Source organism: Candidatus Saccharibacteria bacterium oral taxon 488 (assembly GCA_013099015.1).
In the GTDB taxonomy this organism is placed as follows: domain Bacteria; phylum Patescibacteriota; class Saccharimonadia; order Saccharimonadales; family Saccharimonadaceae; genus Nanosynbacter.
Window position 1 is genome coordinate 383,625 of sequence record CP039998.1, and the last position, 13,255, is coordinate 396,879.

General features: G+C 55.1%; 11 protein-coding genes. 2 read left to right on the forward strand and 9 right to left on the reverse strand.

Annotated elements, in window-relative coordinates; genetic code table 11:
• Positions 1-8 precede the first annotated feature (8 nt).
• Together FBF29_01975 and FBF29_01980 are read left to right on the forward strand one after the other, a co-directional pair.
• Positions 9-485, forward strand: a complete 477-nt coding sequence (locus FBF29_01975) for a hypothetical protein (GenBank protein QJU07464.1) — start codon at positions 9-11, stop codon at positions 483-485.
• Positions 485-2,935, forward strand: coding sequence for an HAD family hydrolase (locus FBF29_01980; protein ID QJU07465.1), 2,451 nt, complete (start codon positions 485-487; stop codon positions 2,933-2,935). Before FBF29_01975 ends, FBF29_01980 begins: the two co-directional genes overlap by 1 nt.
• Positions 2,936-3,553: 618 nt before the next feature.
• Here the strand turns inward: FBF29_01980 and FBF29_01985 are convergent.
• The 9 genes from FBF29_01985 to dnaX all read right to left on the reverse strand — a co-directional run bounded on the left by FBF29_01985 (position 3,554) and on the right by dnaX (position 13,201).
• Positions 3,554-3,937 carry a hypothetical protein gene (locus tag FBF29_01985; GenBank protein ID QJU07466.1) on the reverse strand — a complete coding sequence of 128 codons (384 nt, stop codon included), beginning with the start codon at positions 3,935-3,937 and terminating at the stop codon, positions 3,554-3,556.
• A 61-nt stretch (positions 3,938-3,998) separates the two neighbouring features.
• A complete protein-coding gene (locus FBF29_01990) occupies positions 3,999-4,985 on the reverse strand; it encodes a hypothetical protein (GenBank protein QJU07467.1) in 987 nt (328 codons plus the stop codon).
• Positions 4,986-5,027: 42 nt separating this feature from the next.
• Complete coding sequence (locus tag FBF29_01995; protein QJU07468.1) at positions 5,028-6,971, reverse strand: ABC transporter permease; 1,944 nt, start codon at positions 6,969-6,971, stop codon at positions 5,028-5,030.
• Complete coding sequence (locus FBF29_02000) at positions 6,964-7,845, reverse strand: ABC transporter ATP-binding protein (protein QJU07469.1); 882 nt, start codon at positions 7,843-7,845, stop codon at positions 6,964-6,966. The genes FBF29_01995 and FBF29_02000 overlap by 8 nt, the downstream gene beginning before the upstream one ends.
• A 37-nt stretch (positions 7,846-7,882) precedes the next feature.
• The gene (gene recR, locus FBF29_02005) at positions 7,883-8,500 is read right to left on the reverse strand and encodes a recombination protein RecR (GenBank protein QJU07470.1); all 618 of its coding nucleotides are present in this window, start codon (positions 8,498-8,500) and stop codon (positions 7,883-7,885) included.
• Positions 8,500-8,790 carry a YbaB/EbfC family nucleoid-associated protein gene (locus FBF29_02010; GenBank protein ID QJU07471.1) on the reverse strand — a complete coding sequence of 97 codons (291 nt, stop codon included), beginning with the start codon at positions 8,788-8,790 and terminating at the stop codon, positions 8,500-8,502. The genes recR and FBF29_02010 overlap by 1 nt, the downstream gene beginning before the upstream one ends.
• A 40-nt stretch (positions 8,791-8,830) precedes the next feature.
• Entirely contained in the window at positions 8,831-10,291 is a 1,461-nt protein-coding gene (locus tag FBF29_02015; protein QJU07472.1) for a glycosyltransferase family 39 protein, read from the reverse strand.
• 22 nt (positions 10,292-10,313) lie between these two features.
• Positions 10,314-11,672: a replicative DNA helicase gene (gene dnaB / locus FBF29_02020; GenBank protein QJU07473.1), complete on the reverse strand. Its 1,359-nt coding sequence runs from the start codon at positions 11,670-11,672 to the stop codon at positions 10,314-10,316.
• Complete coding sequence (gene dnaX / locus FBF29_02025) at positions 11,669-13,201, reverse strand: DNA polymerase III subunit gamma/tau (protein QJU07474.1); 1,533 nt, start codon at positions 13,199-13,201, stop codon at positions 11,669-11,671. Before dnaX ends, dnaB begins: the two co-directional genes overlap by 4 nt.
• Positions 13,202-13,255 lie beyond the last annotated feature (54 nt).

Sequence of the window (13,255 nt, forward strand, 5' to 3'; positions counted from 1 at the left end):
TAGTAGGTATGCACGATGAACGGGCGCTCGCGGCGCTGATTGATGATCAGTTTGGACTGACGGTCGAGATCCAGTCGGTCGTGCTGCCGATGAGCGATGTCAGTCGCACGGCGCAGGCGACGGTGGTGCTTGATAGGACGGGCGAATTGTTGGCTTACATCACAGCGCGGGCCATCATGACGCTGGGCGATGTCAAGCGGTTGGTGCGGCGAATGGGCTTGCGGCCGGAGCGATTCGTACCGCCAAAACACCAGCCGAATTACTTTGACGATGTGGCGACCGAGAAGTTTCAGGCGGTTTTTCCGGGGATGAATGTGACTTCGCCGGATGACTTGATATATTATCGAACGCTAGTGCCGTATAATCCAGCCCTGGTCGTCATATCGGAGGTCAAGCGTGGCGAAATATACCAATTTGACCCGGACGCCCGCGGCGGCTATCGTGTCGGCGCGCGATTACATTACAAAAGAAGCGAGGCAATATAATGCGAGATTATCTGGATATTATCAAGAGAAATTTACTGTCGCCGATTGTGCTGGCGATTTTCCTGCTAGCTGGGGCGCTGATTTATGTGCGCGAGTACCGCGATGCTTGGTTTATTTCGGTGGTGATCGTGGTCAATTCACTGATCGGCATCGTTCAGGAAATTCGTGCCAAACGGGTGCTGCACCGGCTGGAGCTGATGAGCGCGCCTCGGGCGCGGGTGCTGCGTGATGGCCAGGCGGTGGAAGTGCCGTATGATTCGCTGGTGGTGGGTGATGAGATCATTCTACAGGCTGGTGATGAGCTGCCGGCGGACGCGACGGTGACGATGTCGAGGGGCTTGGAGCTCAATGAAAGTATGCTGACTGGCGAGTCGGCGGCGATTGAGAAGGCGGTTGGCGACACGGTGCTGGCGGCAACCACGGTGTTGGCGGGCGAAGGCACGGCGCGGGTCACGGCGGTCGGCGACCAGACGAAAGCCGGCGCCATCAGCCAAGTCCTGAAGCGCTACAAACCGGAATTGACACCGCTGCAGGTGGCGATTTGGCGGGCGATCACTTTCTTGACATATGGCGCGATTGTGTTGGCGGCATTGATTTTTATAGTGTATTATTTCTCGGGCGATGATGTGGTGATTATATTAAAGACGATTACCTCGGCGGCGGTAACGGTGGTACCGGAGGGGCTGCTGCTGGCTAGTTCCCTGCTGCTGGCGTTCGGCTCGCTGCGGCTGGCGCAGGCCAAGGTGTTGCCGCAGAAATTGGCGGCGATCGAGGCGATGGCACTGCTGAATTTATTGGCGGTGGACAAGACTGGCACGCTGACCAGCGACGAGGTGACGCTGGAGCGGGTGGTGGCGTTTGATGAGTCGGGTGTATCGATGGGCTTGGCAATAGCTGACTCAGAAAAATCCGCAGCCCAAGCGACCGCGGGCAGCCCAGAGCGTAGATTTTCGGAGATGAAATTATCTGAAGCTGCTTCGGACGTTGCCGAGCTGGCGGCCCTCATTGCCCATGAAACCAGCGGCGGCAATATCACCGGGCAAGCGATCCTAGCGGAAATCACGCCGCCGAAGCACGCGGAAATCATCGAGGTGATGGCCTTTTCCTCGGCGCGCAAGATGGCGGGCGTCCGGGCGAAGGTCGACGGCGCGGCGCGGACATTGATGATGGGAGCGCCGGAGTTTGTGGCCAAGTTAGCGCCGGTTGACGCCATGCTCCAGCGCCAGCTGGACGAGTGGGCGGACAGCGGCCTACGGGTGCTGATGCTGGCGGAATTTGACGATGAAACAGTGAAGCTCAAGGATCTGCCGGATGGTTCTGGGCGGGCGATTGGCGCGGTGATTTTGCGTAATTCCCTGCGCGACGGCGTGATTGATACGGTCAAGTTCCTCCAGGAGCAAGGCGTGGTCATTCGCGTGATTTCTGGTGATAATCCGCGCACCGTTCAGCACATCGCGCGTGAAGCGGGCATCGATAACCCGGACAAGGCCATCCTTGGCTCGGCATTGGCGGGTCTCAGCGACAAAGCCTTCAATAAGGCCGCTGATGAACACACAATTTTTGCCCGCGTGCTGCCAGAGCAAAAGGAGCGGCTGATCGCTCATTTCAAGCAGTCCGGCAAGTTCACCGGCATGGTCGGCGACGGCGTCAACGACGCGCTGGCGCTGAAAAAATCCGACCTCGGCGTGGCGATGTATGCGGGAGCTCCGGCGTCGCGGCGGGTGGCGGATATAATTTTATTGAATAATTCGTTTACGTCTCTGCCGATTGGTATGAAGCTGGGTAATCGGATCATGCAAGCCATCGAAGTGATCGCCACCCTGTTCTTTCATAAGATTATTTACGGCGTGGTGCTGCTACTGAGTACCATGCTGGTCGGGTTGAATTATCCGTACGCGCCGCGGCACATCACCTTTCTCAATATTTTCCTAGTGACTATGCCGACGATCATGTGGACGCTGTTTCCACCACGTCCGCGCCACCGGGTTAATCCAGCGCATTTCTGGCGAGACACCTTGCAGGCGGTGGCGCCGATCGCACTGCTGACGGGCCTGACGGTGGCGTTTACCTATTGGTCAGGTGTGACGCTGCATCCAAATCAGGCGGCCGAGGCAGCGACGATGACGGTCCTAACAGCCACATTCTTTGGGATTTATCTGGTGTTTTTGGTCGGGCCGATGCTCGGTGTGGTCCTGGATAAGCGGGCGCATCTGGCGCGGACACTGTATATGGCGGGCGTGCTGTTCGTTACTCTGGTGAGCTTTGGCATTGAGCCACTCAGGCAGTTCTTTGACTTTACTATGCCAAATGTTGCCCTGCTCTGGCCGGGCATCGCCGTAGTCATCCCCGTTGCCCTGGTTCAGTGGTGGCTGGCTCGCCGCGCTGGTCGGAAGTTCGCTGATATGGTAGAGGCGGCTGATGAGCGGACGAAGACGAATCGCCCAGAATGAGCGGGCGAATAGGTCTCAATTAGTAACAACTATCTCCAATGAAAATAGCCCACCGAACGAGCTCAAGCTGCATGCGAGTTCTTCAACCCGAGAGATAGAAATCCTACCTCAATCAGATTGAGCGCATACGGCGAGCTATTTTCGGTGGGCACCCTTTACTTTTTAAGGCGCCCCCTCACCTCCACCCATACTGCGAGGGCCCCGATTAGGGCCGCTAGGGTAAACACCCACGTTCCGAAACAACCGTCGTTTTCGGTGCAGTTCCGCACCCCCTTGCAGGGGTCGAGGTTAGTGCAGGATCCACTTAGCCACCCCCATAGGGCGATGACGCCAAAGAAAACAGTAGCCATTATGGAGACGGCGAGCTCAGATCTGGACATACATCCTCCTCGAGAAGAAAGCTCAAAGCTAAAGGGCGACTTCCGCCCTAAGACTGTAGCCTTGAGCTGAAAGCTGATATATATATATATCACTAATAGAATAAAATGTCAATGGATTTTGTCAAAAATGTGATATAATATTTTCTCTCACCTCTGTTATGATTATAAATAAATTTGGGTAGCGATGATAGCTCGCATTCGCTATCGGTGGCCGCTTTCCGCGCTATGTACGCGAAAATCACCGATCCAGCTTTTGCTTGGTCGCCGCCAGATAATACCGATAATAACTATTCGGGTCTGAAACGAAAAAGTCGTTATCAATATCGTCATTTGGACGAATTTCAATATGCTGGTTGTTTGTATATGGCTTGATGAGGTACGTAAACTCAAACTCGTATTCGCCAGAAATCTGCTTCAACTCCTCACTCTGATAAAGCGGGTCGGGATAATCTGTCATTACCAGCGCGAAAAAGCCTCCATTTTTATCGTCAAACAAATGAAACGCTGTGTCGGGACAGAGTGGCACAAGCGACGCCAGCTGGCGAATATATGATGCGCCGTCGAGAATTGGGAATGCTTTGTTGATTATTTTAGGGAAGAGGATATTTGAATAATTGTTCATATGGTAACCGTAATTATAGCAAGAAAAGTGGATAGTTTTGTGGCATGTTCATAAGGAATGACTAGTTTTGCTCCGCTTCTCGTAAAGCCCTATCCGTCGCCGTCACCAATTCTCGCACGGCCTCGTCATAATCCTCGTACACGCGGAAGCCGGCCGCGTACGGATGGCCGCCGCCGCCGAAGTAGCCAGCCACGGTGTCGGCGATTGGTAGGTTGCCGCGCAGGCGGGCGGTTAGTTTGCCGTCGGGATAAGTTTTGATGACGCAGCTGAGCGCCACGCCATCGACCAGTCGCAATTCATCGCCGATCAGCGCGCCGGGGTTGTAGGCGTCGCTGTACTGTTGAATCTCCTCAAATGGCACGTGTACCAGCGCCAATTGTCCGTCCAGTAAATATTCGATTCGCTCGATCAATTTACCTTTGTATGCCAGAATTTCTGGCGATTTCTTCATAAATTCGCGCCGCCGCTCTTCAATTTCGGCATTGGATGCGCCCAGCTCGGTCAATTCACCAGCCACGTGAAAGGTCGACGCGGTGGTATTTGGCGTGGTGAGACCCAGACTGTCAGACATGATGGCGATTAGCAAATTCTCCGCCGCTTGCTGGTTGATAGTCCAGCCAGCATGCGTGAACAATTGGTACAATAATTCCCCAGTAGCCACTACGGTATCAGAGAGCATGGTGTGCTCAAAGCTCAGCGTTGACTCGGCGGTGTGGTGGTCGATAACCAAGACTGGGTGCGTTTCCAAAAAGTGTCGTACGCCTGGTGTTTCCAAGACCTTACTGAGTAATACGTCAGCGCTGGTATCCACGATGATAGCCAGGTCGGCACGGGTCGAAAAATCGCCAACTACCCTGTCCCAGCCGCGGATGTACCGCAGATATTTGGGGATATCGACCGGGCAATACAGCGTCACGGTCTTGCCCAAATCACTCAGCACTTCCTCCAGCGCCAAGCTAGAACCCAGGCTATCGCCATCAGGGTTTTCGGCCTGGATAATAACGATGTTATTGGCAGATTGGATGAGTTGCTCGGCGGTATCAAACATAGTCTTATTATAGCAGATGGGAGTTTCGATGGAGTGGCGGGGCTATTCGTCGCGCATGTCTTTGATCGGGTTGCGGCGGGTGTTGCGGATGAGTGGTATCAGGCACGCCAGCACGGCGGCAGCGATGATACTGAGGGCGACCGCGCCGATGACCATCCAGTCAATCGTCCAAAAATGGAAGGTTGTCGCCAAATCTTTCGGCGTCATGGCGATGCGCAGCGTCGCGGTGATTTGACTAGCGAACACATTGTCGGCAATATATACGACAATTAGTCCGGCGGCGATGCTGAACAGCGCGGTAAGCAGCGCCACGATCATGGTGTAGACGAAATAAATTTGGCTAATATCAAGCCGCGTTGCTCCGAGCGCTCGAAAAACTGCGGACTCTTTGCGGCTGTCGGCGATGGTGCGGGAGATGATAATCAGCAAGATAAAGGTGGCGATGATCGTCACGCCGATGAACGTCCACATGATGATTGGCCTGAGGCGTTCCATGGCGTCGTAATTGACGAGCGAGTTGCTGCCGGTGGGCGACGCGAATACTACGTAGCGCGGCAGGCAGATTGATTTATTAGATTTTTGGGTTTTGGAGGCTCCGGTGGGTTCGGGTTGCGCAGCTCCTTCGCCGCAAGAGGCGGCTGCCAGGTAGCTGCGAGCTTTTTTGGGGTCGCTGAATTCATAGATAGCTAGTGTCTCGTCTCTATTGGCGCCGCCTTGATCATTGTTGGCGGTTTGAATAGTCGATTCAAGTGCCGTTTGCGCCGCGGTGGTCATTGAGCCGCGCGGCATGATCCAGGTGTATGACAGGCGGGTGCTTAAAAATTGCTGCAAGAAGCTGCCGATGTCGCTTTGGGCGGCTTCAATACCGTCTGGCATCAGACCGACGACACGGAAAGTAAATTTGGCCTGGGCGGGTTCGGGCTGGGCTGAGCCGAAAGTCTGATCAAATTGGCGCTGGTTAGCCTCGGTGCGCTTGGCTTCGGCTGAACGATTATCCTTAACAACAGCCGGCGCGGCGCAGGAGTCAGCGGACGGCATGGCGTATTCGCGGTCTGGCTTGACATAATCGGCGGATGGTTTCTTAGCTTGATTGGCGGCGGCTTGGATTTGCTGTTTGGCGGTTTGCAGTAACGCTCGCGAAGTCGGGTTGCGATAACAGGCGCTGAATGTCAGCTGCCCGGCTTTTTGGCGCAATTCTTTGAGTCGTGCTAGTTGCGTGTCATTGCTGGCATTTTTATCCAGCGGCTTGAGGCCAAGCAGCACTTCGGCGTCCTGGTAGCGGATAATCAGCGGAATTTCGCTGGGTTTGGCGCTGGCACCAGCCAGCAGATAGCCGCCCAGCAATGATTGGTCGATGGTGGTTATACTGCCGAATTGCTGCTTAAATTCTTCCAGCGGGGTCGGCTGGTTGTTTTGCTGGCGCTTGTCGTCAAACGACTCAATTCCCCGCTCCATATAATTCAGCATGCCATTGGCAGCGATTGATTGAATACTAAACTGCTGCACGGCACCGCGGGTGCGGGCAAATTGCCACTGTGCGTCCGCTGTGAGGCGCGGTAATTTGGCGGTCTCCTGGCGAATAAGCCGCTGGACGATGACGCTCTGGTCGTTCGGGTACGGCTGGCTGTCAGGAAACGACTGCATGATTGGCGGTTCGGATTTGGGGTCGTATGGCAGGCCGAGGCGGGCGGCCAGCGCCTGCTTGTCCTTGATCATTTGCGTGCGCTCGGCTTCGGCGCGGGCAGTTAGGTTCGAGGTAAATTCAATATTATTTGGCCGAATGGCGGTTTGCGCCACCAGATAGCGGCTATTCAGGCTGCCTCGATCAAATTCCTCGACGCTCCGCTGAGCGCCCATTAGTATAGTCAGCCCCGCCAGCAGCGCCGCAAAAAGCAGCCCAGACACGACTACAGTGATAGCCAAGCGAATACGCCGCACTCGGAGTTTGGTGCCAGCCAGTCGCAGCGAATCGGTGATTCTAAGCATCGGTTATCCTCCCGTCCTTCAGGCGGATTTCACGATCGGCTGCTGCGGCGATATCTGGATTATGCGTAACGATAACGACCGTGGTGCCGAGTTCGCGGCGGATTTGGTGAAATAGGTCAATGATGCGGTCGGAGTTGGCGCTGTCCAGATTGCCTGTCGGTTCGTCGGCGAGTAAAATATTCGGGCGATTGAATAAGGCGCGGGCGATGGCAGCGCGCTGAATTTGACCGCCGGAAAGTTCGCGCGGCAAATGGTGCATCCGGTCTGCTAGTCCGACCAATTCGGCGAGTTCCTGGGCGCGGGCTCGGCGCTGCTTGGGCTTGATGCGGGCAAACATGGCAGGAATTTCCAGATTGGCAGACAGGGTTAGGAATGGCTGCAGATAAAATGATTGAAAGACAAAGCCGATTTCACGCGATCGAAACCGCGACAGTTGCCGGTCGGACAAGCGGCTGAGCGGCTGGTCGTTAATGAGGATTTGACCAGTGGACGGCTTGTCGAGTCCGCCGATGAGTTGCAATAAAGTACTTTTGCCCGAGCCGCTAGCGCCAGTGATAGCCACGAATTCGCCAGCGAAAATATCAAGGCTAACGCCGCCGAGCGCTGGGATGGTCTGGCGGCCGACGCGGTAAGATTTGGCGAGGTCGGTTACGGCGATATGGCGGCGGCCGGAACGTTCTGGCGCGGCAGCGGGCGGCGTCATAGCCTTGGCGACTGGATTTGATTTGGCGATTGGAGGTAAGTCAACTAAGCCGGCCGACACCGCCGGTTGGGCAAAGCTGCGGATTGCGTTGATTGCTTCCTCGACGTCGTCAAATTTCGCTAAAAATGCCGCGATATCCTCAGCGCACACCTTCCCCACCTCTGGTTTCATGGTTGTATTGTAGCAAAAGCAGGATGGCCTTAGCAAGCTACAGCGTTCGTCGTCCTTCCAGCGCATGCGTCAGCGTAATTTGGTCGGCGTATTCGAGGTCGACGCCGACGGGGATGCCGCGGGCGAGGCGCGAGATGGTTATGGTGAGGCCGGCCTCCTGGAGGTAGCGCTGCAAAAAGAGCGCGGTTGATTCGCCTTCGACCGACGCGTTGGTAGCGATGATCAACTCCTCGGCGCTGTCATGCTTGATGCGCTCAATGAGCTCGGGGATGTGCAGTTGCTCCGGGCCGATGCCATCAATTGGCGAAATTGCGCCGCCCAGCACGTGATAGGTACCGCTATACTGCCCCGTCCGCTCCAGTGCTACGATGTCCAGTGGCTCCTCGACTACGCAGATCAAGCGTCGATTGCGCGACTCGTCTTGATAGAGCGGCGACACCTCTTGATCATGATCAATCAAGGCGAACGTGACCGGACAGGTCTTGACGCGTGTATGCAGTCGGTCCAGCGCTCGCGCTAGCTGCTCGGCCCGTCTGGCGTCACGCCGAAGTACGGCATAGGCATAGCGCTCAGCGGTTCGTGGTCCGACACCAGGCAGCCCGCCAAACTCATCAATTAGCGTCGTCAGCGCCGTCGGCAAAATCGTTGGTTTCATTAGAACGGCAAGTTGCCCAGCCCGCCCATCAGCGGTTTCATCGTCTCGGCAGCAACTTCCTGTGCTTTGGCTAGACCGTCGCGAATTGCGATTTGGATCCAGTGCTCCAGCTGCTCGATATTATCGAGGTCAACCATTTTTGGATTAATCTTGATCGACTTAATTTTCAGCTCACCAGTGATCTGGACGACCACCGCACCGTCGCCGGCTTCTACTTCAATGATTTCTTTGCCGAGTTGTTTTTGGGCCTTGCGCAGTTGCTGCAACATCTTGACTTGGTCAAACGCCATAATTATTAATTCCTCCTTGAATTTACTTCTTTATTATACGCTATTTTTTCGCTGATTTGTAGAGGTAAAAGCGATCAGCCTGCTCGGCGTGGCTATTGGTGACGATACGCTCGAGCGTCCAGCCGTCAGTGTTCGGGTGTGCCATTTGTTCAGCGCGGGTGATGACGAGCGTAGCACCCTCCGCGGCCGGTTGGTTAACGGTGAGCTTGTGCTTGCTATAGCGAGCGACGGTTTCGTAGAGCGGCGCCTCGTGCGGGTTGGCGACGAGAACGACGTTTTGCCTGCTGGCGATGGCTTTTTGTAGTAGTGGCAGATCGGTGCTAAATTCATGTACAGCGCCCGAGAAATGGCGATACCCATTGGTAAAACGGTCGAGGCCCGAGAGGACCATCACGCCGATGAGCGCCATCAGCATCAATAAGCCAGTGATGCGGGCGTAAGGATTGCGCGGAAATAGTGAATACCATTGATTGAGCAGCGCCTCGACACCAACGGCCAGCAGGATAAATAGCGGCAAGATGATAATGCTGGTCATCGATGGCTGCAGCACCAGCAGCGGTAAACTTAGTAGCAGCCAGACGCCGATCATGTATGAACGCGCGGTGTGGTGGTGCTGGATGGTTTTGAACAGACCAAGCATGATCAGAAATAGCGCCGAAAAGTCGAGCACTGGTGCGATCTGACCGCCGACAACGGTTGGCTTGACCCAGAAATAATGATAGAGCAGCAATCGTAAATTATCGACCAGCGCCCAGCTGAGGCTGTGAATACCAATCAGTGACTTGAGTAGATCGTGATGCGTCGCGGCGAGGAACATTGCCGGTGCGCTCGTGAGCGCGAGAACAATGATCGCTGGTAGCCACTTGAAGCGATTGCGCCTGGCGAGTAGCGCGTAGCGGGTGTGCGGGTGGATCAGCGCTACCAGTAGCAGTGTCAGATGAATATACCAAAAATACGGCGTAAACAGGCTCAGACCGACCGTCGCCGCCAATAGCAGCCGCCACAAGGCTGAGCCTTTAGCGCGCTGAACGATTAGGCTAGCAAAGAGGAGGATGAGCGCAGCATAGGTGATGTAGAGGATGTGCGGCGTGAAGCTTTGGGCAAAGAAGATCAGCTGGCCGGTGACCGTCATGATGACGAGCGACAGGATGGTAACATTAGGCTTGAACCAGCGCCGCAGCAGGAAAAACACGGCGACGGCGGCGATGAACGACAGGATGAGCGACGGCAACTTGATGGTATAGATGGTGACGCCAAATACGCTGAACAGACCGCGCTGCAGGAGGTGGAATGGCAAGTTGGTTTGCGCGAACGAGCCGAGATGGCTCGGCGAAATAGCGTTAGTGGTATTAAGCGCCTCAATTTCCGCCTCGGTCACGCCGCCCGGAGCATACAAACTAGCGGCGGTGATGGCCGCACAGAATAGCACGATCAGCGCCATGTAGCCCAGCCAATAGCGCCAGCGATAGACAGCCGAGTCGGCGAGTTTGTGCTTTTTCATTGGTATTGATTATAGCACAATTCTAGTCATGCTTGCGATCAAGGCTCATAAAACGCAGGCGCTCCGGATGGAAGTAGAGCTGAATCTTGCCGACCGGACCATTACGGTGCTTGGCGATGATCAGATCGGTGATGTTTTGGACTTCTGGGTTGTCCGGTTCGTAGTAGCCTGGGCGGTAAATAAAGCTGACGATGTCGGCGTCCTGCTCGATGGAGCCAGACTCACGCAGGTCGGCCAGTTGTGGAATTGGTGGCGTGCGCGACTCGACCGAACGGCTCAGCTGACTCAGGGCAATTAGCGGCACGTTAAGCTCGCGGGCGATTAGCTTCAGGCCACGGGAAATTTCCGACACTTCCTGAACGCGGTTGCCGTTGTGATTGTTAGTAGCCTGCATCAGCTGCAAGTAGTCGACGATGATCAGGCCAATTTCACCCTCATGTGCCAAACGGCGAGCCTTGGTGCGCATCTCGAGAATGCTGAGGCCCGGTGTATCATCGATGTAAATCGGCGCTTCGGCCATCTCGCCCATGGCCTCGGATAATTTCTCAAAATCATCGCCGCTTAGATTGCCGGTGCGAATATTCCAGCTATCAACGCCGGCCGCATCCGCCAGCATACGATCGGTCAGCTGCTCCTTGCTCATCTCCAGGCTGAAAAACAGCACCGGCTTTTTCTCAATCGTCGCCACGTTGTACGCCAGGTTAGTCACCAGCGTCGTCTTACCCATGGCTGGACGCGCTGCCAGGATAATCAAATCCGACTTCTGCAGCCCCGCCGTCATAGTGTCTAGATCGCGGTAGCCAGTTCGCATGCCGCGCAGACTGCCCTTGTTGCGGTGCAGCTCCTCGATACGGTCAAAGCTGTCGGTCAAGATACTTTCCAGGCTGACCAAATCCTGTTTCAACGACTGGTCGGAGACGCTGAATAACTCGGCCTCGGCTTTTTCTAATAATTCCTGGGTCGTCGTCGATTCGTCATAGCCGAGTTCGGTGATGCCGCTGCTGGCCTTGATGAGGCGCCGCCGCACCGCTGTTTGTGCCACCATTTCGGCGTATGCCGCTGCGTGCGCTGCCGTTGGCACGTAGTTGGTGAGTTCCGTCAAATACGCCGAGCCGCCGATGAGTTCCAGTTCGTCCTTGCGCTTTAGTTCATCAGTCAAGGTCAAGAGGTCAACCGGCTTGTGCTTTTCAAATAGCCGCATCATACCAGCGAAAATCAGCCCGTGGTTTTTATCGTAAAAGTCGTTCGGCTTGACGATTTCCGAGGCGTCGGCTAGGACTTCCTCGTCGATGAGAATTGCGCCGAGCAGGCTTTTTTCGGCGTCCAAGTTTTGGGGCGGTAATTTGCCCGCCAGGGTATCAGCTTGTGTTTTTTCGCTCATGATAATTCCTCCAGATTAACTTCTTCACCGCCGCCCATTAGCTCGGCAATTTCCGCGAGTTTGGCGTCTTTGGGCGGAGCTTTTTGTCCGATTGTCGCAATATCCAGTTCGGTGCCGGCAACTTGTTGCACAATTGTCGCAATAAGCGGGCGATTCTTCGCGTCGTCCAGCTTCTTTTTAGCAAAGGCATTGCCGGCATACAGGGTTAAGGTGTTGCCATCTCGCCGCCAACCGCACTGTTGCAACAATGTCGCAACAGCGAATGACTGCTCTTTAGCTAGAGCGATAATCTTATCCCAGTCGATGTCTGTAGCGGAGCTTATCGGATTGTCTGATGCCGGCTGATTGTCTGCTGGGGTAGCGGTGTCTGTGGTTGTCTTGTCTGTAGAGTTATTAGTTTGCTGAGTTTTCAAAGCGGTCTTTGATGAATTTTCTGCCGGCTGCGCGGCTGGTGTTTCTGTATCAGATGCCGGCGGCTCCGCCTTATCCGCTGGCGATTTGGAAATGGCTACTGGCGGCTTGACTGCAGCAGTCGGGCTCGCGGTCGACGTGGGTGCGACCTCGGGTGATTTATGAGCTATACCTCCAGCTCCATCCATAAATATCGTCAATAATTTCAAATCCGGATGCGGATGGCGGTCAACTTCGATTAGCTGCTTGACCAATGTAATTAACTCTGGCCGCTGATGTAATCGTGCTCGCAGCAGTGACAATAATTGATGAGATAGGACGATCGGATCGGTGCCAGCTTGCTCCAGCTCGCCCAGCAGGCTCAGCGCCTCAGGCGCGTCACGCTGCTGATACAGCTCAAGCAGGTTCTCCAGCGTCTCCGTGGTGCTTAGCCCCAGGTACTGGGCAACGTCCGACGCGCTTAGCGGCCTATCAGCGCTGGCTAATGCTGACAATTGATCAAGCATACTGATGCCGTCGCGAAACCCGCCGCGCGAGCGCTCAGCGATCAGCCGAGCAGCGTCCGCCTCGATGGCAAAGCCCTCTTTTTCGGCGATAGCCATCAGCTGGCGTGCCATGACATCGACTGAGATGGGATGAAAGAAAAATTGCTGGACGCGGCTGAGGATGGTAGCTGGCAACTTATCGGCGTCGGTGGTTGCCAAGATAAATACCACATGTGCTGGCGGCTCCTCCAACGTCTTTAATAGTGCGTTGAAGGCAGGCTTGGACAGCATGTGGACTTCGTCGATGATGTAGATCTTTTTCGGTGCGGAAACGGGTGCGACTTGCGCTTTTTCGCGCAGGGCGCGGATGTCGTCGACACCGTTATTGCTGGCGGCATCAATTTCGATGATGTCCAGGTGTGAGGCTTCCTCGTCGTACGGCAACTGATTGATCTCATGCGCCAAAATTCGTGCTACGCTGGTTTTCCCCACGCCGCGCGGACCCGTCAGCAAATATGCATGGGCGATTCTCCCCTGCTCCAACGCTCGGCGCAAAATGTTGGTCACATGATCTTGCCCCAACACCTCGTCCAAGCTACGACTGCGATATTTGCGGTACAGTGCCTGACTCATTACTTATATATTATAGCGCAAAGTACAGGATTAGTAAGCTGTTTGGCGGTTGAT